The organism is Bacillus sp. ISL-4 (assembly GCF_018613275.1).
Classification (GTDB): Bacteria; Bacillota; Bacilli; order Bacillales; family DSM-1321; genus Peribacillus; species Peribacillus simplex_E.
The window spans coordinates 1-24551 of sequence record NZ_JAGGQN010000078.1; the positions used below are offsets into that span (position 1 = coordinate 1).

The following is a 24551-nucleotide window of genomic DNA, read 5'->3' on the forward strand; positions in this document are numbered from 1 at the left end:
AATCGTTGAAACCTTCGTATACATTTTCCCACATAACTAAACGCCTCCTATAAAACGGATTATATCAACGTTCAATTAGTATGTGGAAAAAACAACAATCTATACGAAAACAGCCTTAAATTTAAAGTAATTATTTATCATGAATGAAAAACAAAATTTGATCAAGTAAGAAATGAAAATGATGAATTAAGGTAAAAAAAATGACATAAAATCATGTTGAAATTTTTATAGATTGTTTTCACTTCAATAAAAAGGCAAACAAATAGTAGCCATGACTACTATTTGTTTGCCTTTTTACATCGATTTTTAGATAGTAATTCTTGATAAGAATATGCAGCTCTCCTTGAGCCTTTTATTCCCTTTGTCTTTTCATATCTTCTGATTTTCGGAACGTTCTATGGTGCCGATAGCCGTAAATGAGACTAAATGACGGAGTGTTTGGCTTAACCTTACAGGTCGTGGTTATCAATCGATATTAATGCCGAAGCACACGTACATTTGATTTAAAGAAAGATGTACCCTTCTTGTTATTCAAAATCTAAACTTGGCCTTATCTTTCTCGTTTCAGCTAAAACATGCCCCCCTCTTACTTCAGATCTAAAGGTGTAGTAGTAGCAAATAGACGAATTTTTCACTTTTGACTATCTCTCTTTAATGAAAGTTCCAAGGCTTCAAAATAACAATAAGACAGAACTAATCTAAACCAACCCAAACCAATCTAGTCTAAACTAGATTGGTTTAATTTATTCTTATTTTTAAAAAACTAGACCAGACTAAAACTAGTTTAGATATTCCGTGATCAAACTCATAATCTTGCACATAACGATATTTGACCAAATGGCATTTTAACCAGCAGACGTCCATATACTATTTAAAAAGGAGGAAGGAAAATGGTGTATAGACCTACCGTAAGATACCCGGACGTTTATAAAAATTATATAGAGAATGTATATAAAGCGACCGATTTAGATCGTAATCAAATTTTCCGTTTGGCCTTATTTGTCGCCGCACATTCAAACGAGTATAAAAGTATCCTCCTAAAACATAAAATTGCTGACGTCCCTCTCCCCTGCCCGGATTGGGGGCGGGATGAAGAAGGGTGCTGGACAGATCAAAACTATATTACACAACAAAATCTAGCCCCATACAAAATCACTGATCAGGGTGGAATTAAGATTATTTTGGGCTAATTATTTCTTTTTAGATTCATTTGTGCTCTTTACGTAATGTAGCGTGGATGCCTTATTAGCAAGCTTTTCAGCCAGTTCTTTTGAAATATCTTTACTCATTTCGTATCACCTCACTTAAAAAAAGCCTTGCCACAATCCTTAGCAAATATACCTCCCTCCACTCTTGGCATAGCGTAAAGATGTAACCAACTGACCAACCAACCCAAAGAAAAAGACGATTTTGAAAGGGGAAAAGCAAATGGGAAAGGTTAACCATTTGAATCCGGTTCTCTCTTCTTCTAATAAAAAAATGATTGAATCACAAAAAAGAAAAGTTCGTTCGGATAAGCTTCATGACATAAAAATCCCCGTGGACGAACCCATAGACATGATATTAAGACGGGAATCCCGACGATACTGGAATGGATCCAAAACAGCCTTGGGCACGGAAATACTGTTGTTTGGACTTGAACAGGTGCTCGTATACCCTGACGTCACCTATACAGACCAGCCATACACGGTTCATTGCAAAGTAGATCATGAAACGTATCAAAAGATAGGCGATTATGCGGCCGTTTGGAAATGTAGCGTCCGAAAAGCAGCTCATCGAATATTTGTAGAAGCATACAAAAAAAGACAACTAGGGGGAGTAACCGATGGGGAAATATAGCCAAGCCAATCTTATAGATGAAGAACTATCTTTGATCGGATCAACCAACTTTATCGGAAAGCTTCTCCATAAAGCAAATAAATCTTCAACCATTTTACTGAGTATTGACGTCCCCTTGAATTTATTTCTAAGAGCAGAGGTTTTCTGTGAAGATATTCAAGACCTATCAGACCTGCATTTCGAACAAAACGACTTGATGAATCTTTTATATAATGACTTCTTACTTTTTGCGAAAAAGAATCCAGACTCAATGGCCATATTCCGATTGCTCACCTCATTGGATCAGTATGCTGGTAAAGATTCAAGACTTGAAAAGTATGGGGAATCTGCTTTTAAATTAATCCATAAAGAAAAGAACCAAGAAATAAAAACGTTGAATTTACGCATGAGAAGGAAATACGCCTTACGTGGAGAGGTGTTGCTTGCCGATATGGAGGAAGTTCAGCCTGAACATGGCTACACACTAGAAAAGGTATTTGAGCTTCTTTATATAGACTTTATTGATAAATTTCGAAAAGGTAATCATGCGGGTGTCGTAGAAAATATCCTGCGCCTGCTTGATGATGAAATCGAATAGAATATACGAAAGGCTAAGGAACACATTTGAAGGGGAAAGTCCATTAATCTCAGGCTAAATCAGAAAAATATGAACCTATGCATTCACAATACAATTTGCATAAATAATGAGCTTGTAGAAGTTTCTCCAAGCTCATTACCTATACTTTTCGTTGTTCAACTACCCTTCGTTAACCAACAATTTCTCTTCTATTACATACCATCAACGGACTATTCATCCAACAATATTTCCATCAATAATTACTCCAAAATAATCAGATATCGAATTGGCTTACTAAACAGGGGGACAAGTCCTATCTATTTTTAGTATTTGTAGCAACATTTGACCTGGCCTATGGATAGTTACTTTTTGGGACTGTAACCATCACAGTTTGTGTCTGATATGTAACATTAGCCCTTTGAGGGAATATTATATTTCGAGCAAGGCAACTTAGTCACCAATAGCACTTCAACCAGCGACCCTTGCTCTCTGCTTCATTTCAATCACAAAAATTTTAATGCCCTCAATCTTTTTTGCTTGTTCAATAAACGATAAATGTTCTTTTGTTTCTTGTTTAAAAGCATTTAAATCATCACTTGGGCCACTCATTTCAACATAAATATCTAATACCATTTTATTTCACTTACAAAATAACTGATCATTCATGCACCCTTCAATATTTATGTCAGTGCCAATTAGGATGCATTTATCTTTAATTATTGAGATGATGCTCCGCATGATATGTTAGGAAAATCTCCAAAAAAAATAAGCACCGATAGATGCTTATTTTGCATTTAACCACTCTTTCATTTTTTCTAAGCTCACTGTATACGGGCGTTTAATTAGATTCCTTTCATACCTGGACAAGGTACTATGGGAGATACCCATTTCCTTAGCTGCCTCTAAAATGCTTAATCCCCGATCCGTTCTTTCCTTATTTATCGTTGCAGGAGAAACCTGCTTTTCTTCAACCGTCTCCCTGGTTGCACCAGTCTCCCTGTCCGTCATACCCTTCAACATAGTTAGGAAATTCTCTGTGTCATAGTCCTGATCCTCAATCAATAATAAGTCCTGGTCATCGCCCATTCCCGTGATTTCAGTAGGTGGGATGATTTGGACACGTGCCTTCAACCAGGTGTTTGCGAACCAATTTCTCTCCTGCTCAATTTGCTTCTCAAGGTTTTTTTCCTTATAGCTCCACCCTTTAATGATTCCATCCTGCTGCAGGGTGTCCAATATTTCTTCAAATTGTTCCCTGATCCTTGAACCATATCGCGGATTCACGTCCAAATCCATGACTTTTAAAAGCCCTTTGTCTCCCCCAATATGATAAGCCCTGAGATAGTCTGCACTCTTCTGGCGAATCCTCCACTGCCAGGACAGGTACCTGGATAACCGTTTATGGTACTTTTGCTTAATTGGATGGTATTCTAGAGTCTTTAATGCAAGCAGCCCACTGCTCCTTTGGGAACCGTATAAGAAGTTTGCAAGCATTTCCCCCGGACGAATGCTGCATTCATATATACCAATCGGGTTATCCCCCCGGTAGGCTACCGTCACGCTATCCACCAAAAACAAGGGATTAAACTGGACTTGTCCAATTTCATCAAAATCTCCCTGATCCTCATTGATGAACCTCAAATTCTCTTTTTCAATTCTTATCCATATCGTTGTGAGAGCGGCCAACCTTTTCATGATATCGTCACGTTCTTTTTTTCGATAAGACATTTGATAGCCGTCTAAATCTTCTTTCCGACCTTGCAATCTCCTTAGATTCAAAGCATCATCCGTATGGAAATGAATCATTTGGTCCTTATGAGTGGCCTGTTGCATCCAAAGAATCGAGACGATATCAAAAATATCTGCGGTTAAGTCATCCATCGACGTGATGGCTTGAGAGGTGAGATTTTTCCATTGTTCGATGGCTACATTGGATTTCATCATCAGATAATCATTTTCTGCCCTCACTTGAGCCGTCGCTTCTAAAGCCCTCTCCGCAATCCTTGCAGTAGGAATCTCAGTCGCAATGTCGAATTCATTTTTACTGATGGTCTCCCTTAATTTATGAAATAATAAGGCCGAACCGGACTCGGCAAAATTTTGATTCAACAAGGCATTTATCACTTCCCTGTTGTTAGACTTTGGGGAATGTGCCGAATTCTCTTCTCCTATAATCTGTATGTATGGAAGGACAAAATTTCTAATTTCTTCTATGTAATCATCAACCCATTGTTCCATATCCTCGAATTTCAATCCATAATCTTTAACCAAGCTATCCAAAATCACAAAAAATGCTTTTAAGGTTTGGCTAGGCTGGTAGTCATCTTGACCTGACATAAGATGGTTGATATCCATATTCCATTCGACAAAGAGTTGAGGATAATCTGGAAAAATCGTTTTCATGACATTCAAAAATTTCGTTTGCAGGGGTTGTAACATTATTCTTTAACCCGCCCTTCTTTTGTCGACTCTATGTCCTCAAATGAGTACTGTTGGATGTAATCTTGAAAAACAACGGTTTCCAAAATACCCAAATCGTGCAGAAAGCTAACGGTCTCAAAAGAAAGGAACTGAACGATCGGATTTTTTTCTAAGATGGCATTTTTCAACTGTTGGATGTCCCTTTCCTGATAAAGGATATAATTTCCAATCTGTTCTTTGATGTCGTTAGGGGAATAGATAGTATCTTTGAAGGGTTGATTATGCATACATTCATACACCATCTCGTCTTTTATATAATAAGTCCTGACACCAAAATCTTTCCCAACCTTATAAAATTCGATTTGTTTTCGAAACCATATGGGACCACTGTATAATTGGACCACTGGTTTAGGAAGCACGCCACGCAGCTGATAGGTGGAAACCTTTCTCCGATCCCATCCGAGAATTTCCCCCACCTCTTTAACTCCTACTAAAAAATCCATATGTGTTCCCCTTCTAATCTAGTAATATGGTAATTATGAGTGAACATTGTTGCTTTTGTCAACACACGGTTTAAACGTGCAACTTTTTTTATTTTGACGTTTGCTTTCACAATGTGCACATCACACTTCTTCTCTGTTCACTTGCGATATTTTCCCTTTTAACTTGCGAAGCGCATCTGTTCACCAATGGGGGATGATTTTTCCCCTTTTGCAAATAGTACGAAAATCACGCATAGACAATCGGTCCAGGGCGTTCCGATCACTTAGTTTTTTATGCTGCGCTAGCATCCGTAATAAAAAAGTTTGGTACCCCTTTACCTATCTGCCGGCTGGAGGGTTAGAAGGCTTGCGCTGTTTTACGATTCGCGAGGCAAATGGGAAAAACAAATCAAAAAAGCAGCCTGATGGCTACTCTCCATAAAATTGCAACTTATCTTTCATTTGACGTTTCCTCTCACAATGTGCACAAGCCTTTTAATTTAAATCTTCTTTTAAATATAGGTTCTTCACCGAAAGCCTTGCAAAAAGTAATCTCTTTCTGGTCAAATAAAAAGAGGAATGACGTTTCCTCTCACAATGTGCACAAGCCTTTTAATTTAAATCTTCTTTTAAATATAGGTTCTTCACCGAAAGCCTTGCAAAAAGTAATCTCTTTCTGGTCAAATAAAAAGAGGAATGACTGTTCCTCTCACAATGTGCACAAGCCTTTTAATTTAAATCTTCTTTTAAATATAGGTTCTTCACCGAAAGCCTTGCAAAAAGTAATCTCTTTCTGGTCAAATAAAAAGGGAAATGACTGTTCCTCTCACAACGTGCACAGCCTTTTAATATAAATCTTCTTTTAAATATAGGTTCTTTACGAAAGCCTTGCAAAAAGTAATCTCCTTCTGGTCAAATAAACAAGGAAATGACGTTTCCTCTCACAATGTGCACAGCCTTTTAATTTAAATCTTCTTTTAAAATATGGGTTCTTTACCAAAAGCCTTGCATGAAGTAATCTCCTTCTGGTCAAATAAACAGGGAAATGACGGTTCCTTTCACACGTTTTTGTGCAAGTTTTACACTTTTAGTTCGATTATAAATGGTTTTTTTCATTAGATTGTTGATATACCAGTGGTTATCACAACCCTCTTAATGATTAAAGAATGACGGTTCCTTTCACAATATGCACACCATTATATGGGATTGCAACTTTTCCTTCATTGGACGTTTGCTCTCACAATGTGCACAAAGATAAGACTGTGCATGTTTATCTTCCATTAACTACACCCCATAAGCTCGACTCCTTCTTGCACATATCACTCATCCATAATAAGCTGTGCAACTTTTTCTAGTTTGACGTTTCCTTTCACAATGTGCACAATTCCCTGTTTTTGATCTGGGACTTTTTAAAACATTATGACCAACCAACCACTTACACCCCTAAATCACCAACAAAATTTCAGCAAAAATTAGGAGCCCACACAAAATAGTGCCTTAATTTATCTCTTTTTGTTCTAAAATGAAGAAAAATGACGTTTGCTCTCACACAAACTTGCACACATTTCTGTGCAAGTTTTTTTACTCTTGCCCAATTATGGATGGACTATTTTATGAAAACATTGATATATCAGGGTTATTCCTAATGTGCTTATCTATCCATTCATGACGTTTCCTTTCACAATATGCACAAATGGTGTGAAAAAATGACGTTTCCTTTCACACAAAAATTTTTAGTGTTTTTTTCAATCCCTTGCCCCCCAAGGGATGAGCACATGTTGTGCAACTTTGAAAATCCCTTAATAAAGGACACCATTTCCTGTTTTTCCATTCTGCTATAATTCAAACTAGAAAAATAGACGAGAGGAGGGCCTAAAATGAAAGAATCCAGAATAAGAATCGATGGTTTTAGAATGCATCACGCCATCTTAAAAGAATTCCATTTTCTTCGTGATCAGTCATTTGAGCGCCCTCCTGCCTCTGCCTATGTCGTATATATGACCATGTTAAACCAATTACAAGTAGAACAAAACCAACGTGGCATGCTTAAGGAATATAATCTTTCTTACTGGGCAAAGAAACTTGGAATCTCTTATTCTACCCTTTGGGGAGGAAAAAAGTTTTTAGAAGATCATCATTTTGTAAAAGAGGAAATCCACGAAGGGTTACCTGTTATCATGTTAAAAGATGTTGATAAGTATAATACACCTGAACTTAATGGTGTATCTCTCAACTACCTAATCATACCGCACGCCCTTTTTGAAACGAATATTTTAGCAGAATTCGTGCGTACCTCGAATCCGGAAGGTATCGAACTTCTCTTATCCTTACTTAACCAGTTCCGGACTGGTCTGTCTTTCAGCAAGACAGGTGAAATGGAGAAAATAAAACAAGAACGGACAATGAAGACACTTAAACTTCAACTAAACAAAAATGCAAAAGGGGTTCGTAAAACTTTAAGCGTTTTAGAAGCTCTTTTTTCCATCGAATTCACAGGGATAGAGATTCGTGGCAAGCAAATATGGATAAAAAAAGCCTCCTTTTCCTTGAAGCCGGAATGTGTGGAAGAAAACACGGATGAATTCAATGTTAACTCACTCATGGCGAAACTATCAAAAGAGCTTACCTACTTCTTTGATGGACATCAAATTAAATTTAAACCAAGAGACCAAATTGATGTCATGATTTCCTTTAAGCAGGAAGTAATGAATAAACTGAACTATCTTATGGATGAGGACTATGAAAGCTTTACCATACGTGATCGATTCATGAAAACCTTCTTTTTACAAACAATGGATCAGATAGGAATTCATATACATACAGAAAAACAACGAAAAGGTTCTTTCCATTTCTACTCGATTGGCGCCTTTTTCAGAATGGCCTTTAGAAAGTATCTTCCTGGGGCCTTAAAAAAGATTCCTTATGAATTAATCCATGAAGCCAAAATCAGAGAGTACACCAAAACCGGCCAAGCACCAGAGCTACACGGTGTAATTTAATAGTTTAACCCAGCCTTGTGAAAAAATAAGACATTCACAGGGCTATTCGAATATACGCAAAAAGAATATAGAAGTATTCCCTTAAAACAAAAGTCTTTCCTTCCCTCTTCTGTCATGAATTTTGGCAGAATTTTCGAGAAGGATTATTTTTTTACGCTTAATAGATTCCGAATGTAGCCTTGTGAAATAGTGGATATTAAAAATACCCTCCTGTGAATATGTAAATAGTTAAAAAAAGGCCCTGTGTATATGTGACTTCATTTACATTCTATATGTGGGAAAGTGGAAACTCTTTTAAAACGACTCTTAGAAATGGCTAGAACCCTTGTCCCTCAAGGGATATACCTAACAATAGAAAAATGCCTATTACTTCTGTTTCTTTTATTAAATCTGTTTTCTCTTATTAAATATGCCTTTTTATTAAATTTGTTTATTTACGAAATAAATCACTTCCAACAGAATTTAAAATATTAGATTATTAAGAAAATTCATTAACGTAAAACAATGTGCCTTTCAAAATTAAAACGGCAATTATGAAAATTCATTACAAGTAAAATAAGCAGCATTCTATAACACCTTTTAGGAAATCGCTTTTCATCAAAAATTCTGCAAGTAATAACCTTAAAAAAGAAAATACATTGTAAAAAAATTAGACCACCCAAGACGGTGGTCTAAACTTATTCTTTTTCCTGCATTCTACGTATTTAATAAGGGGCAAGGCCCCTTTCCCCTTTTACTTGCTATAAATCTCTAGAGAGCTCATAGAGAAGCTATAGACCATCATTGATCTTCATAAAGCAAAAGGACACTCTTATTCCTAATTTGAATCTAAAAAATGAAAGGTTAAATATCCATCTTCCTGAAAGCGTACTACATATAAAAGTTTGGGAGGTTCCAATTTTTCACCTTATCCCATAGACCAAAAATAAATGAAAAAGAACCATTAATCTTCCATAGTTTGTTCTAATACTTCCCTTTCATTTGTTAGAAGTGCTGTTTCAGATTTTAACCTTTTATCTAAAGCAAGTGATTCTTCTTCCATTTGACTAATCTTCTGCCTTATTGCATTAATTTCTTCAATGAGTTCCACTTCTATATGGTCAGCTTTGATATCCCTTTCATCCACTAGTATGTCAGATTCTATATTCAGAGTATCTTCTGTACTTTTTTTTGCAAAGAAAGAGAAAAAGCCTGTATTTTTCTTTTGCTCCAAACTTTTTCGTAACACATTCGCTGCTTGTCGATCCATTTTTCGATTTAACCGATGATTTTTAATCTTTTCTTCTATAACTTCAATTTGTCTTTGTCTATCAGCTATTCCAGTTCTCCTTCTCAGCAACTCCACTTCAATTAGATTGATTGTGTTTTGTAGCGTGAAGGTTCTCATCATTACATTCTGCCTTCTATCAAATTCCGAAAATAATTGATCTAAGGTATCCTCATTATATTTACTCCCTTTTGCTTTTCCGCCATTTTGTTGAGGAATCGATTTTAGCGATAACTTAACTTGAATATCGGAAATCGTTTCTCCCCTCTCAATTGCCAGTAAAGTCATATGGATTTTAAATACAGTGAGAAATGGCAAACGCTTCTTTCTACCTTCTACATAAATCTCTAAGTATCCCTCTAGCATCCTCACGTAATACCTTAGCGTCGAATTAGCGATATTAAAAATCTTATCGGAACAATCGGTAGTTGAATACATCGCATTGGGATCCAACTCTAGTATATCTTCTTTGAATAGTTTGGCACTGTATTCCTTATCAAGCACCAACGAAGTGAATAAAGCATCGTCACGAAGTGCTTCTATAATGAACTCCTTATTAGCCTGGACTCTATTTGTCACGATAACCCTCCTCTTAACGCTAGTTTAACTATAGCTTATTTTTATCTACCTATCGCTAAGCGTCAATTTATCATTATCTATAGTTTACCTACTAGATAAAGACTAATCAACTAAGTTTGTTTGCTTTAATAGAAATAATAAACGAATTCGATCTATTTTAATCTAGTCTAGATTAAATCGGAAGTGCAATAATAACTAATCTAGACTAATCTAGATTATGTTTTTGGTGTATTTCTTCCACATTTCTTACGTTAAATGACCGATAACGTTAATCTAGCGGTAGAAAACAACAATATGAAATCATTAGCGTTAATATGCCGATGATTATCTCACCACTAAACTAATCTAATCTAGTTTAGTGTGGATTATATGAAGTGGATTATCTTACAACCTCCAACGTTAAATGACCGATAACGTTAATTTGGCGATAAGTAGCAATAATGCAGAATGGATTAGCGATAAATTGCGATTGATTCACTCGTGATTAAAGGCGTTAAATGACCGATAACGTCAAATTACCGTCAAATATATAGTTAAAACGAGCCAACTAATTTCTAAGGTGAGTGTTAAGCGGTGAGATATCGCTAGTTTACCGATATTAAATCAGTGCTAAAATATCGTTAACGTCAATTTAGCGCTAGTTTTCCGTTGACTTTAACGGGGATTCTCTATATATTGGATAGTGAGTAGACTAAACTAGATTAGTCCGAAGGAGGAAAATCATGACAAAACTTGATTTTTTATTTAAAGAGGATTATTTAATTGCAGGAGTGGATAGTGGGAACATTTCTAATAAAATTACATATATCGATCAGAAAGGAAATGTTGTTTCATTAAATATTGCGAGTATTATCGGGGAAAATGCGGAAACGACTGCCGAAGATATGCCAGATGAAAGCGCAGATAAATCTTTTCCTGATGATATGATTCTTCATTTACATATTAAAAGCAAAGCCTTACCAAAGAATCGAACAAATGCTTATTATACAGTAGGGGAATATGCTCAAATTTCAACGAATGACAAAAATAATTTAAGAGAAACCAGCAGTGATGCTAGAGATAAATTGGGGAATGAAATCCATGTTGTCACAACTTTAGCGGGATTAGCCTTAGCTGCTTGGAAATCAGGTAAGACCAATAAGGTAGACGTTCCATTGAGTTTTGGGCTCCCAATAGAAGAGGCCAAACAGGCGTCTTCCGAAAAAATCAACTTATATATGGGTGAGCATGAAATTACAGCAATAAAAGGGCCTTATAAAGGCAAAACCATAACCATTAACATTACGGATGTTCAGCTTAATGTGGAAGGCGTAACGAGCTACTTGGCATTGGCCTTTGATTTAGTGGATGGGGAAGTGGTGGAAACTGAATTTTCATCACAAATCCATGATGAGTTTGCCATAGCTGATTTGGGAGCTGGAACATTGGATTTAGCTCTTTATGATGAAAATGGTTTAAATTCAACTAAATCTACAAACCATCTGATTGGTACAAATAAATATATTGATTTAATCATGAAAGAAGCAGCTGGACTAAAGGAATTCGACAGCATAAGGGCTCGTTTTGAAAGGGTGAATAAAACTCCTAAGATTTCGTTTACACGTGAAGAATTCATGAGGAAGTTCATCAAGCCTGAAATCAATAAAATGGTTAATAAGCCTAAATATTCTCCTGTCTTTAAAGCGACATGGCAGTCCAAAACAGCAGATATCACCACGATTGTAGAAAAATATACAAAACAATATGCCGAAGAAGTGAAAGATAAAGTCATCCGGTATTTTGTTGATACAAACGTTGGGCAAATGATTATCGTCGGGGGAGGGCTTCTCTTCGCCTATCAATACCTAGCGGAACTTAAAGATGAAGATTGTTTATTTCCTCCGAATATCGATCAAGCCAGTTTCTTTACAAGTAAGGCATATCTCTTGAAAAATATTATTGCCGAAATTGAAAAGCAATCAATTGAAGCATAAAAATTCAAGAGTAGGAGCAGCATCTTCTTTTAGTTGTGATACAAGGTGGTGGTAACGTTGTCCAATAGAAAAATCACTCCAGGTAGGGGAATTCAATATACCCCAAAAACCTCGATAAAATGGGCTAATGAATTTAATGAGTTGGTAGACAGCTTTAAAAGCAGAAATGAACTTATTAGCGCGCTTATTGAAGATGGATTAAAGGTTCGGAATGGATCTTATAAAGAACAAGGTATTTACCTTCCACTAGACACTTTTGCGAATGATCAATTAGCACTTTTGAAAACGGAGGAAGGGCAAAGGATTCTTTATAATATCGTTTCTTTAATTGTAGGGAATCCCGAAGGGGCGGCGCTTGCCCAGCAAATGGTGCAGCCGGTATCCCAGAAAAGTAAGCCAGCTTCCTCACCAATCGTTCCATCTGAAGCGCCTGTGAATCATGAAGAAGATGCTAAAGAAGGTAAGGGTCAATCAAACGAAGCCCTTTCTAAACTATTGAAGTTGGGGAAGATGACCAATTTAAAGGGATAAAATATTTTTTATAAATAGAGCTCAGATATATATAAGAGGTTGATTCAAAAGGTCGTTGAATAACGACAAATTTGAATCAACCTCTTTTTTTGTTAATCTTACTCCCAAATCAAAAGGAAAGAGTTTTTTTAACTGAAATCTTATATATAGGGGGTTCCAGAGAGTGACTGGATCTTTAAACGAAGTGCTCAAAGCATAGACGTACCATTTCATATTCGAGGGTGTTGTCGAAAGTTGTATGATAGTAATATTGGAAAATGTAAGCGTTTTCCCATATAATTAAAACAGGCGAATGGCGTGTGTGGCCATCATGGTATCTTGGCGTAGGCGGGGCTAATATACATTATTAAAAAAAAATTTTTTCTAATGGAAATGTAATGAACTTCAAAAAGGGTGAGTGATTAAAGATCTGGATGATATAAAAGATAAAGTAAAGGGGAGGAAAAGATGGAAGAAAAAATTAAAACCCCATTTGTCAATTTTATTCAGGAAGATCGATTTGAACTAAGCTCCTACCTTAATTATTTATTTAACCAATTTAATGAATATGTTCCAAAGCATATGGACGACGTTGAGATGATCGAACAATAACGATATAACAACAAAAATACGCGGCTGTATTATTCCTTAAGAATAATACAGCCGCGTATTTTTGTTTTCTTAAGGAATGTTTTTACCGTTATGAACTTATTGAAATGAAAGCTCCATTCAGATTAAAATCAGAATCTAACTTGTTGATCTAGCCAGAAAAGAATGGATCAAGGATTAGGAAAAAGGATAATAACAAGACTAAAGTCTCTTGAATGCCAGCCAGAAAAGTTAGGGTTATATGACTATGAATCCCATCAAATGGTTCATTTTTTGTAGTTTTTTGGTTGATTTTATCAATAATAGGAAAATCGCTGGTAAAATACAAGCAAGAGAAGCGTCAAAGGAATTGCAATAGCATCCTTCTACGCTAAGTTGTTTCATTCTGTAAAATCACTTCGATCCAGGAAGGAGATGATCTTCTTATGAGAAATGATTCGATTGAAAGATCGGTCAACGATTCCATGCTTACGATTGCTGACTTTATTCTACAAATGATTGAACAGTCTAAACAAAAAAGTTTAGATAGGGAAAGTCTCATGAACCAGGAAAAGATGAGTTTGAAACAAGATTCCACTTCTTGGTCAACCAAAGAAAAGACAGAGGCTGAATATGAGCTATATTACGCCATGATAAAGGAACATCACCCTCAGTTATTTGAAATAAAAGGGAATTCCATTGAAACATTCCCAGTCGATAAGGAAAAAAGTGTTTTTTTCATCCAGAAGGATAAAAATGCATACTTCGGGGTCTATAAACAAGAATCTAAGGAAGCGCACATCATCACACCAGCATTTCCAACAAAAGAGGATTTGCTTCAAAAAACACTCGGAACCTCCCAATTTGAAAAATTTAGAATGCACTCATTCTTCATTGTGGATGATGGAAAAGCATTCTCCCTCCATGACAATAAACAACTTCGGCTAAATTTAGCAAAATCTTATAAAACCCTAACAACTTATGAAAATATCGAACAAGCACGCTCCTTTGTTGTAAAAGAGGAACTTAAAAATGATCCTAAACTTAGAAAACAATCTCTTCGTAGGGCTTTAGAAGAGCATTTTATTCCCTCAGATCTTTTAGGAAAGACCGTTACAATCCAAAATATTTCAAATGATAATCAAGGGACAAGGCTATCGTTAGTAGAGGATCAAAAAGAACGAGACGTAAGGTTGCCTGACATTGCAGAAAAATGGATGGAAAGAGTAAGAGATAACCCTGGAATGAAAGTAATGTTTGATGAGGTTATCATGGATAGTCGTTCTATTGCAGAAGGTTTCCTTGCCTTTTATGGCATGGAAATAAATAAAGAAAGCCAAGCGAAACAACATGATTTTGAGGTGATTTCAAATCAAGTTGGCTCGTATATTGGGAAATTGAGTGGCAATGGCAAAGTGAAAAAAGTTTCCCCTTACTTCTCTGAGAAAGAGGCCGAGAAACAGTTGGGAAATTTAAATAATCATATTCAACTAGAAAAGCGGAAAGAAATACAGGTAAAAGAGGTGGAAACCGATATTCAATTCAAAGAAATTAGGGAAAACGACTAAGGAGGGTACATATGACTTCGTTAAAAAAATTACAACTCTTACTGATGTTTGCTGCAATTCTTTTACTTTTACATAGCGCCCCAGAGCAAGCATCTGCAGCAGCCAATGTATCAGCAAAAATCAAAGAGGGACTGAAACAAGTTCAAACATTGTTAACGGGGCTTGTTGTTACCGTCGGCATCTGCGTCTCCATCTGGATCATCATTAAAAAATTACCAGGCGTGGATGATCCGCATACCAAAAACGAAATGTTTCGTGGCGTAGGAATGGCTTTGGCTGGGGTAGGCTTAGCAGCCGCAATCGTATGGCTTGTTCCTTGGATGTACGCGTTATTCGCTTAATAGAGGTGAACTAGATGACGCCAAAAGAAGAGCTTAGAGAGGCTCTTAAAGAATTACTTGGAGAAGAAGACAGTCGTAAGGGGAAAACGTTTGTTTTCCCTGATAATGTCGATCGATCTTATAATATTGTTAAAGGTCTTTCATTAGTGAATTTCTTTAGATTTATATTACCGGCCGTCATTATTTCCGCCATTATCTTGCTCATTCCACCTTATTCATTGGGATTTATGATGATTAAATTGTTCTTTATGGCCCTTTTGCTGTTAGGCTCTTTTACCTTTGCTGTTTTACGGCCCATATCTTCTCGACCGAATATTACATATAGTAGCTATTTAAAACGAATTTATCATTACAACAATAGACAGAAGATGTTCTTTATGAAATCGAATAAAAGGGATGATTTCCGTGGTTAATCATAATAAGAAAATGGATAAGGAAGAATTTGACTATGAAGTAGAAACCCTTATAAAAAAAGGGAAATCGACAATTCAAGACATAAGTATTATAGAAGGGATATACAAAGACTATGTCCTTTTGAAAAATGGATATCTGTCGTCCATTCTCCAAGTGAGTGGTATCAACCTAGATTTGTTGGCGGAGTATGAACAGAATCGTTTATTTGAAGATTACGGTTCATTCTTAATGAGTCAAGTCCATGATCAATTACAAACCATATCGATGACGGTTCCAGTGGATTTCCGTTCCTATAACTTGGGTTGGAAAAAACGCTATTTGCATGAACTCGAGAATAAGGATAGCCCATGTAATGAATACAAGCGAACCCTAATCACATCTTACATCGATCACTTCCAAGGGATAAGGATGAAAGATGAAATGTCGACAAAACAACATTTTGTTGTCATTAGGGAGAAAATGAATAAACGTACGTTCCAAGATTTAGAACGTGCTGAAACCATTCTAACAAAAAAGGTGGAGGAAATGACAAACTCCCTGCGATCGACTTTTGAATCGTACGATATAACGATTAGAAAATTGTCCGAGAAAAATACGTTAACGTTGCTATACAGATCCTTTGATTTTGAAATGTCAAAACTATACGGATAACCGGTTCGGAAAGGAGCAAGTCAAATGCCTTTTTCTTTAGCTACTTTATTTTCTTTAATAAAACGTGAAAATAAGCAGGACGAACGGGTGAAACAAAGTCCCGAAGACATTTTACATGGGATGTTAGAGACCGAAGAACTTAATTCCATTTATCCTTTTGTCTGGAAGGAAAATAAGAATTATATCGAAAGTGGTGGCAACTTTATTAAGGTGCTGGCTGTCGTTGCTTATCCTAAAGAACAAAAAGGGAACTGGCTATCGGATCTGAAGCGGTTAAAAGGAAACATATCCTTTGTCCAGTACCTAGAACCGTCCAATTCAGAAGGCATAATAAGTTACTACAATGACTCTATTAAAAATAAAGATGCGGAACTATTAAAAACAAGAGATCCAGCCACTCGCATCAGGTTGCAATCTGAACTGGAAAGCGCAAAATATCAACTAAATCAGGTATTATCAAACCGTTCTACCTTTATGTATCTGTATACATACATCTTCATTCAAGCTGCATCCTTAGAGGATCTGAAGACATTAGAAGACAATGTCCAGAGGATTTTAACGAAACTAAGGATGAAAGCTCTAAACCCTCATTACGCAACACCGATGGCATTCTGGTCGGCTCTGCCTTTAGGGGATAATCAATTAAAGGATTATACCTATCAGATGTGCAATAGTGAAGCGGCCTCTTCTTTCTTTCCGTTCGATGATTCAGAGATTTGCTATTTATCCCCGACGGCTCAGGTGGAAGGGATCAATAAGACAACCAATTCATTGGTTGCGATAGACTATTTGGATACACAACGTACATTAAATCAAAATATGGTGGTCATTGGGACATCAGGTGTCGGGAAATCTACCTTTATGGTTCAAAAGATTCTTCGCTGCTACGCCATGGGAATCAAGATATATATCATTGATCCAGAAAATGAGTACTCTCATATTGTTAAAATCCTTGGAGGTGAAGTTGTTCATCTCAGTAGTAATAGTTCGACGAAAATCAACCCTTTGGAGATATTCTCCACAGAAATTACGGACACCGAAGATTTTAATGATGATTCGGAATTCATAAGGGACCTTGTTAAACAAAAGGTTCAACGTCTTAAGGCCTTTTTCAAAGTTTTAAAAGCAGACTTATCCCAAGTTGAATCGAGTATTTTAGATAAGGCATTGATCAACCTTTACAAGCGTTTTTCCATTAATGAAAACAGCAATTTTACAAGTTTAATGGCAACGGATTTCCCTATTCTAGAGGACTTTTATGAGGATTTAGGTACATTGAAGGAAAATGATTTAGAACGCTATGAAAAAATCCAGGATTTTTATTTTATCCTGGAAAGTTATGTTCATGGATCTAATTCGTTATTTAATGGGCATACGAACGTGAATATCAATAACTCGCTATTCTCTTTTAATCTAAAATCCCTACAAAATGAGGTGGATGTGCAGGCTGCTTGTTACTTTAATATCTTTGGTTTCCTATGGGATGAAGTGACGAAAACAAAAGAGGAATTGGTGTACCTATTTATTGATGAATTCCACTTCTTATCAAAGAACCCGGATTCGATGAGATTCTTTTATCAAGCTTATAAACGGTTTAGGAAATATAATGCCGGCGCTATCGCAGGCACGCAACAAATTATCGATGTACTGGATACCGAGGATAACCTAGGGGCAGCTATGATTGAAAATAGTCACACAAAAATATTTTTTGGACTGGACAATAAGGGTGTGGAAGATGTGGTTAAAAAAATTAATCTATCATTCTCTGATGAAGAGATTTCTTTATTACGAGCGAAACGTCAGGGAGAGGCATTAATTGTTTACGGGTCTCAACGTGCATTTATTCGGGTTGAGCTCACGCAAGAAGAGCTACGTCTTTGGAATAAAAAACGGTACTTTGAAAAATATGGTTTAGATCCTGATGAAATCCCTGATTATGAGGGAAGGAATGAAATGACTCCCATTGAAAAAGAAGAAGTTCGAAATTTTGTTCTGTAAAGGGGGAGACAACAGTGAAAATCCAATTATTTGAACTCGGAACGTTATTCATCCTTAAAAATAGGCACTATCGTTTAGAAATTGCGACAAATAAGGTGTTGGCTGAACGGGTAGAAGACCTTACAGAACTTCAGGAAGAACATCCGTATTTCTTTACACTGAAAGATATAAAAAAAGAAAATGATCGCTTGATTCTTGGTTATGTAATAGAGGAAGGGTACCAACCTCTACAAATAGCAAAATCATATTCAACCGTATTACGGCTTGCTTTATTAAATCAGTTGCTAGAATTGGATCCTTTACACAATTTTAATGGGAAAGTGCTGATCCATCCAAGAAATATTTTCTTTAAAGATATGAAAAAACTAAAGTTTCTATACAGAAGCAATCAATGGTTGCCCTTTGAAAGCCATATTGAAAAACTAGAACAATACAAAATTCTAACCCTATCTATGTTTTCCCGTTTTTCCTATGAAAAGTATAAACGGGAAAAAGAAAATCTGCTTAAAAAGGAAAAAGATGAATTCTTCTTCCGGATTGAAAATGCTGGCTCCGTTGAGGATTTGAAAGAGCTGATTGCGAGTAAACTTCAGGAGGAGGAAATGCTGCATTTTTTCGGATTAGAAGCGGAAAAACAAAAAATCAAAAAGCAAAAGAGGATCCTGACAGGTATTTCTATCGGAATCTCTGCTGCAGTCTTTACTTTGGCTCTTTTTCTTCAACAAATGGCAGTCAAGGAAGCGGAAACGGTTTATGCAACAGAACTTGAAAAAGCTGAACAAAAATCAACATTTTATAAACTATTAAGTGAAGACAAATATGATGATGCCCTTTCCTTGTTGAAAAAAACGGGTGGTTCAAAAAAAGAGTTTGCGAATCTATACTTTGAAAAAGGTGAATATCAACAGGCAATAGAGGCAGACGATAACTTGATAAAACCTAGTGTGGAAGCCTTATATAAAGCGAATAAAGAGGAAGAAATACTAAGATTGGAAGCAGAAAGTGACTATCTGGACATCGAAAAGAAAATTGTAAGCTATGATTACAGTGTTTTGCTTTCGATGCAGGCTTTTACAAAAGATGAGGAGCAACAACTTCGAATCGGAAAAGCCTTTGCTGAACATGGGGATCTAACAGATGCCAACGATCTCAATAAGCGGTTAAAAAACAAAGAATTAACGGTGACGATTAGGAAAAACGAATTGCAAAACCAAGTAGCTCAATTAGAACAACAAATAAAGAATCTAAAGAAAAAGAAAGACGGGAAATCAAAAGATATTAAGGAACAGCTTGATCCAAAGAATAAGGAGCTCACAACATATAAAACAGAACTTGATAAACTTGATAAGAAATTGGGTTTTAATTAAGTGTCCGCAACAGTTGCTGTGAAGGGAACCGTTTTTGTCGTCAGGTACTGGAAGGAAATTACGATAGGCGTCGTATTCTCCTTAATATTAATGGCGGGCTTATTACTCGGAACTCAAACTCAAGAGGAGCGAAAGGGGTATATAAACTCGCCATTTGGAACGGCTAATGTTCCACCTCATATTGAACAATGGAAGGGCCTGCTTCAAGAATATACGACGAAGTACGGAATACCGGAATACACAGATTTTCTTTTGGCCCTCATGTATCAAGAAATAGGAAACTCACAAACCTTGGATATTATGCAAAGTTCTGAATCTGTCGGGTTACCGCCAAACGCCATTCAAAACCCGGTAATGTCCGTGAATTTAGGGGTTCAACATTTTAAGTCGGTGTTAGAGGATGGACAAAAGAACGGGGTGGATTTCCCAGCTATTGTTCAGTCATACAATTTTGGTTCTGGTTACCTGAGTTTTATTTCTTCAAACGGAAAAAAACATTCAGTTGACTTAGCCCAACAATTCTCATTGGCCCAAACTGAAAAACAAGGATGGAGTTGTTCGGATTGGAGGGCACCTTACTGCTATGGAGACTATACGTACGTGGAGAAAGTGATGGGAAATCTAATGCCGACGGGAATTGCTGTCGGGAGTGAAGATGTTTCCCCATTGGGGGAACAAGCATTTAATGCGATTATCACAGAAGCGAATAAATATGTAGGCTGGCCATATGTATGGGGAGGTTCAGATCCCCATAGAGGATTTGATTGTTCGGGATTTACACAATGGATATTTGCTAAGGTGGGGATAAAGCTACCACGAACTGCTCAAGAACAATATGATGTGTCGTCGAAAATCCCGCCTTCTGAAGCAAGACCAGGTGATTTTATCTATTTTACTGGAACTTATGAGACCAACAAATATATCACACATGTCGGGATTTACATAGGAGATGGCAAAATGTTTGATTCTAACGGTTCGGGTATTGGAATCCATGACATACATTCGCCTTACTGGAAATCTCATATAGTTGGTTTTGGTAGAGTGTCCCATTAGGAGGAAAACACCATGAATAAATTTTTCGCTACGTTGTTAGGACTATCCCTCCTAGCGAATATGATTTTAGGATTTATGTATGTTGGTCAAAAGGCCATGATGACCAAAGCAGAAGATCAAAATATCGAAACCAAAAAACAGATGGTTCAGTTGAAAAGTAAAGTGAATGCAAAAGACAAGGAACTGAATACCTTTCAACGGAATGCAACCTATTATGAAATTGAACATAGTGAAGAGATTAAAAGCTTTGTAGACGAAACTTTTAGAGGACTATTTAATTACGATAACAAAAATTATGCTTCACGTTTTGATCAGGTCAAAGATTGGTTAGCAGAGTCCGTTATTTCAAAATTGAAAGCATCAGGAGAAATGGGCAGTATGGAAATTGAATTCAAAAATGAAGTGAAGTCTTTACATGTTTATCTAAGTGCTATTGAAGAAGACCAAGCTAAAGCGCTTGTAAAGATGGAAACACAATACTCGGTAGGTGGGAGTGCATTCCCAAGGAAAAATCAACTGTATGAGGTCACGATCGCTTTGGATGGAGAGAAAAGGCTTGTTGATAAATTAGAGTTAATGGGGTCCTTCGAACCTTTTGAAGAGAACTGAGTGTATCGAGTGTTTTGCCGAGTTTGTATAGATTGAAAGTAATCAAAAAGGAGTGGATCCTTTTGAAAGTGATGGGAATACGCCTGTTGTTAATGGCATTTTTATTAGCCATATTCGAACTGATTGTGATCAACATAGCGGGGATCCTTCCGTTTCTTGCGGCACATCAAGCCAACATTTCCGGTGCCCCGTTAATGGCCTTTGTCATTGAAAACCTCATGAACCCTATTGGAACATCCACCACCATGATTGAAAAGAAGAATCCACTTTTCTTCATTGGTAGTGCAGCTGTAATCGTATTAGCCGTCTTTATGGTCTTTTTTACGAAGGGCGGCAAGGGTAAATATGAATTAGCAGATAAATACGGTGTTCATGGTTCAAGTAGATTTGCTCAAAAGCACGAAATATTTACGCATGGTGAGACGGTTGAGGTTCTAGCCAAACAGCTCATGCAGGATCTTGATGCGAGTATGCTAGATTCGAAAGGGGAGAAATGACGTGGCTTCCGATTATAAGAAAAATAATGGGATCATAGCAGGCGTTTTAAACCATTCAGTGATTGTGCAGCCAACGAATTCAAATCTTCCAAACCGAAACCACTTTGTAGTCGGGGGCCCTGGTTCATCCAAAACACAAGGGTATGTTGTGCCCAATGTGTTACATGAAAAAGAATGTTCCTTAGTGGTAACAGATCCCAAAGGCGGCGCGACACGTTCCTAAGTGAAAAGCTTAGGCATTGTCGAACTTTATAGTTCAGCGATGAACTGTTATTCCAAGAAGTCAAATGATGGGGTAACGCCCTGAAGGGCTTCCTTTAATACTCCGACATGCGAGGCAGTTGGCAAGAACTATAATCGTATGAAGCTCGGTGAAGTCGGCTGAGAGATACCGTAAACTCTTTATGAGTTCGAAAGTCGTCCAGAGGTGGTCGATGTATCCCATAAGCCGGAAGTCTAAAAAACACCTATGGTTAGGATGCACATAATGAACCAGATGCGATCTGTGGTTTGTGCGGACGAATCCCTGATGGTACGGGTCTATATCGGGAGTAAGTCGAAAGGCTTACGGACACAAATAAGTGTCGCTACTGTGGATTAGTAAGACTCTCCTTTATGAAAGTCCATATATCGTTACAGGCGATATTAAAGGTAGCAGGCTCATAGGGGAAACCTAATGGTGTATGTACAGATAGGAATAACGGAACGTGGTAAGCTGCTAACGTTGAGGACTTGCTATCCAATGAAACGGTTTTTAGGGAAAGCAATAGGGATAGTACCTACTTGTATAACCTAGATTTATAGCAGTGAAAGTGGTGGCATAGTACCTATGAAACGTGTAACGAACGTGGAGGGATGGCCACTAGTCGATTGAAGACTGACAGTTACTAGAATGGTTCATACATGGTTTCGAGTAAGACTAAGAGATGTAATTCTCCAGATAAGACAGGAGGTTACAGCCCATGTTGAAGAAAACCAAGTTGCGACACAATGAATATTACGACATGCAAAAAGTGTATGACGGACTTTATTCAAGCAGTCAAAACGGTAACAACTTCTATAAGCTAACTGAAATTATTGGTTCAGAAAGAAATATACGATTGGCATATCGTAACATTAAAACCAACAAGGGTAGTAAAACGGCTGGTACTGATGGTCTTACCATCAAGGATATATGGCATTTAAATGATGACCATATTATTTATGAAGTAAGAAAAAGGCTAAAGAATTATTCGCCACAACCAGTGAGAAGAGTATTTATCCCAAAGGAAGGGTCTGATAAGAAAAGACCGCTAGGTATCCCAACGATTTGGGACCGAATAGTTCAGCAGTCCATTCTTCAAGTACTCGAACCAATTTGTGAAGCAAAGTTCCATCCTCATAGCTATGGTTTTCGACCAAATAGGAGTACACATCATGCATTTAGCAGGATGGTGAGCCTTGTAAACGTAGGTAGACAACATTACTGTGTGGACATTGATATTAAAGGATTTTTCGATAATGTCAGTCATGGAAAATTGCTAAAACAGATATGGACTTTAGGGATAAGAGATAAATCACTTATAAGCATTATTTCCAAGTTACTAAAATCTGAAATACAAGGCGAAGGAGTTCCTAATAAAGGTACACCACAAGGCGGAATTATCTCACCACTTTTGTCAAATATAGTTCTGAATGAACTAGATTGGTGGATAAGTAGCCAATGTGAAACATATAAGCCCCATCGGGCTACGTCTATTGGATTCAGACAGTATGCTAGGAAATATACAAAGCTTAAAGCTGGTTACATCGTACGCTACGCTGATGATTTTAAAATCATGTGTCGTACATACCAAGAAGCCAAACGTTTCTATCATGCGACGGTTGACTTTCTTAAATCTCGACTGGGGCTAGAAGTCAATGAACAAAAATCTAGCGTAGTTAACCTGAAGAAAACCTCTTCTGATTTCTTAGGCTTTAAGCTCAAAATTGTTAAACAAAATAAAGCTAGATATGGCTATATTTCGAAAACATCAATGAGTGACAAGTCAATTGCAAAAACGAAGAGAATCTTAAAGAACAGAGTTAAAGAGATACAGCATGAACCTACTGCTGATGCAGTAAAGAGGTTCAATATTACCCTTGTTGGAATTCAAAACTACTATAGATATGCCACAACAATTTACATGGATTTAACAGATGTGAATTACGCTCTCTTAAAATCCATGAAAGCCAGACTGAAAAAGAACGCTTCAATGGTGAAATTCAGTGAAACAAGCGTACAGTTTAGAAAGCAAGCTAAAGGCATTAAACTCAGCACTAAGATTTACACAGTACAAAAAGCGCCACTCCTACCAGTTACAGGGGTCCATCATAAAAACCCATGGAATTTTAGTCAAAGTATCTGTAACTACACAAGAGCTGGTCGCAGTAAAGTACACAAAGGTCTTAAAGCGATTCCTAGAGATGTTCTAACACAAGTGATGAACACCTACTCAAAAAATAGGAGCATTGAGTACAACGATAACCGTATCTCAAAGTACGTCGCGCAATATGGAAGATGTTATGTAACGGGTGAGCCGATTGGAATTGACCGTGTCCACTGTCATCATGTTATACCGAGGACAAAAGAAGGGTCAGATAAATACTCCAACCTAGTTACGATTGATGTATTCGTACATAGGCTCATTCACATCACCAGTGTTGATAAAATCGCTAAGTACCTAAGGTACTTCAATCTAAACAGAAAACAAATGGATAAACTGAATTCACTGAGAGAAGCTTCTGGCAATGAACCAATAACAACGTAGCTTAAATAAGTCAGTTGGAAACGATGGAACGCCGTATGCGCGGAAACGCG

At 37.0% G+C, this 24551-nt stretch carries 23 protein-coding genes; 19 read left to right on the top strand and 4 right to left on the bottom strand.

The window, feature by feature from the left end:
* Positions 1-890 precede the first annotated feature (890 nt).
* From J7J00_RS27060 to J7J00_RS27070, 3 genes are all read left to right on the top strand, one after another.
* Positions 891-1190: a hypothetical protein gene (locus J7J00_RS27060; protein ID WP_286201605.1), complete on the top strand. Its 300-nt coding sequence runs from the start codon at positions 891-893 to the stop codon at positions 1188-1190.
* 238 nt (positions 1191-1428) lie between these two features.
* Entirely contained in the window at positions 1429-1839 is a 411-nt protein-coding gene (locus J7J00_RS27065; RefSeq protein ID WP_214796196.1) for a hypothetical protein, read from the top strand.
* Entirely contained in the window at positions 1826-2416 is a 591-nt protein-coding gene (locus J7J00_RS27070; protein ID WP_214796198.1) for a hypothetical protein, read from the top strand. The genes J7J00_RS27065 and J7J00_RS27070 overlap by 14 nt, the downstream gene beginning before the upstream one ends.
* Positions 2417-2863: 447 nt before the next feature.
* On the opposite strand, the gene J7J00_RS27075 is transcribed toward J7J00_RS27070, so the two are convergent.
* From J7J00_RS27075 to J7J00_RS27085, 3 genes are all read right to left on the bottom strand, one after another.
* Positions 2864-3028 carry a hypothetical protein gene (locus J7J00_RS27075; protein ID WP_214796200.1) on the bottom strand — a complete coding sequence of 55 codons (165 nt, stop codon included), beginning with the start codon at positions 3026-3028 and terminating at the stop codon, positions 2864-2866.
* A 150-nt stretch (positions 3029-3178) separates the two neighbouring features.
* On the bottom strand, positions 3179-4834 hold the full coding sequence (locus J7J00_RS27080; protein ID WP_214796202.1) for a helix-turn-helix domain-containing protein: 1656 nt from the start codon (positions 4832-4834) through the stop codon (positions 3179-3181).
* The gene (locus tag J7J00_RS27085; protein ID WP_214796204.1) at positions 4834-5319 is read right to left on the bottom strand and encodes a hypothetical protein; all 486 of its coding nucleotides are present in this window, start codon (positions 5317-5319) and stop codon (positions 4834-4836) included. Before J7J00_RS27085 ends, J7J00_RS27080 begins: the two co-directional genes overlap by 1 nt.
* A gap of 374 nt (positions 5320-5693) precedes the next feature.
* On the opposite strand from J7J00_RS27085, the gene J7J00_RS27090 reads away from it, so the two are divergent.
* Positions 5694-6152, top strand: a complete 459-nt coding sequence (locus J7J00_RS27090) for a hypothetical protein (RefSeq protein WP_214796206.1) — start codon at positions 5694-5696, stop codon at positions 6150-6152.
* A gap of 1023 nt (positions 6153-7175) precedes the next feature.
* Complete coding sequence (locus J7J00_RS27095) at positions 7176-8297, top strand: hypothetical protein (protein ID WP_148359501.1); 1122 nt, start codon at positions 7176-7178, stop codon at positions 8295-8297.
* 943 nt (positions 8298-9240) lie between these two features.
* Here J7J00_RS27095 and J7J00_RS27100 read toward each other — a convergent pair.
* Positions 9241-10143 carry a hypothetical protein gene (locus J7J00_RS27100; RefSeq protein WP_214796207.1) on the bottom strand — a complete coding sequence of 301 codons (903 nt, stop codon included), beginning with the start codon at positions 10141-10143 and terminating at the stop codon, positions 9241-9243.
* Positions 10144-10865: 722 nt separating this feature from the next.
* Here J7J00_RS27100 and J7J00_RS27105 point away from each other — a divergent pair.
* The 14 genes from J7J00_RS27105 (at position 10866) to ltrA (ending at position 24501) form a co-directional block, all read left to right on the top strand.
* Positions 10866-12116, top strand: a complete 1251-nt coding sequence (locus J7J00_RS27105) for a ParM/StbA family protein (RefSeq protein ID WP_214796208.1) — start codon at positions 10866-10868, stop codon at positions 12114-12116.
* A gap of 57 nt (positions 12117-12173) precedes the next feature.
* Complete coding sequence (locus J7J00_RS27110; RefSeq protein WP_214796209.1) at positions 12174-12647, top strand: hypothetical protein; 474 nt, start codon at positions 12174-12176, stop codon at positions 12645-12647.
* A gap of 447 nt (positions 12648-13094) precedes the next feature.
* The gene (locus tag J7J00_RS27115) at positions 13095-13238 is read left to right on the top strand and encodes a hypothetical protein (RefSeq protein WP_214796211.1); all 144 of its coding nucleotides are present in this window, start codon (positions 13095-13097) and stop codon (positions 13236-13238) included.
* A 422-nt stretch (positions 13239-13660) separates the two neighbouring features.
* A complete protein-coding gene (locus tag J7J00_RS27120; RefSeq protein ID WP_214796214.1) occupies positions 13661-14782 on the top strand; it encodes a hypothetical protein in 1122 nt (373 codons plus the stop codon).
* A gap of 11 nt (positions 14783-14793) precedes the next feature.
* Entirely contained in the window at positions 14794-15123 is a 330-nt protein-coding gene (locus J7J00_RS27125) for a CagC family type IV secretion system protein (protein ID WP_214796216.1), read from the top strand.
* Positions 15124-15137: 14 nt separating this feature from the next.
* On the top strand, positions 15138-15536 hold the full coding sequence (locus J7J00_RS27130; RefSeq protein ID WP_214796218.1) for a hypothetical protein: 399 nt from the start codon (positions 15138-15140) through the stop codon (positions 15534-15536).
* Positions 15529-16188 carry a TrsD/TraD family conjugative transfer protein gene (trsD, locus tag J7J00_RS27135; RefSeq protein ID WP_214796220.1) on the top strand — a complete coding sequence of 220 codons (660 nt, stop codon included), beginning with the start codon at positions 15529-15531 and terminating at the stop codon, positions 16186-16188. The genes J7J00_RS27130 and trsD overlap by 8 nt, the downstream gene beginning before the upstream one ends.
* Positions 16189-16212: 24 nt before the next feature.
* Positions 16213-18186 (top strand): VirB4 family type IV secretion system protein, encoded by a 1974-nt coding sequence (locus J7J00_RS27140; protein ID WP_214796222.1) that lies wholly within the window; start codon positions 16213-16215, stop codon positions 18184-18186.
* 14 nt (positions 18187-18200) lie between these two features.
* On the top strand, positions 18201-19553 hold the full coding sequence (locus J7J00_RS27145) for a type VII secretion protein EssB/YukC (RefSeq protein WP_214796223.1): 1353 nt from the start codon (positions 18201-18203) through the stop codon (positions 19551-19553).
* Positions 19554-20606, top strand: coding sequence for a bifunctional lytic transglycosylase/C40 family peptidase (locus tag J7J00_RS27150; RefSeq protein ID WP_214796224.1), 1053 nt, complete (start codon positions 19554-19556; stop codon positions 20604-20606).
* A 12-nt stretch (positions 20607-20618) separates the two neighbouring features.
* Positions 20619-21215: a hypothetical protein gene (locus J7J00_RS27155; RefSeq protein ID WP_214796225.1), complete on the top strand. Its 597-nt coding sequence runs from the start codon at positions 20619-20621 to the stop codon at positions 21213-21215.
* A gap of 32 nt (positions 21216-21247) precedes the next feature.
* On the top strand, positions 21248-21712 hold the full coding sequence (locus J7J00_RS27160; RefSeq protein ID WP_214796227.1) for a hypothetical protein: 465 nt from the start codon (positions 21248-21250) through the stop codon (positions 21710-21712).
* A gap of 1 nt (position 21713) precedes the next feature.
* Complete coding sequence (locus J7J00_RS28750) at positions 21714-21935, top strand: type IV secretory system conjugative DNA transfer family protein (RefSeq protein WP_214796229.1); 222 nt, start codon at positions 21714-21716, stop codon at positions 21933-21935.
* A 739-nt stretch (positions 21936-22674) separates the two neighbouring features.
* Positions 22675-24501, top strand: coding sequence for a group II intron reverse transcriptase/maturase (ltrA, locus tag J7J00_RS27170; RefSeq protein ID WP_214796231.1), 1827 nt, complete (start codon positions 22675-22677; stop codon positions 24499-24501).
* Positions 24502-24551: the final 50 nt, after the last annotated feature.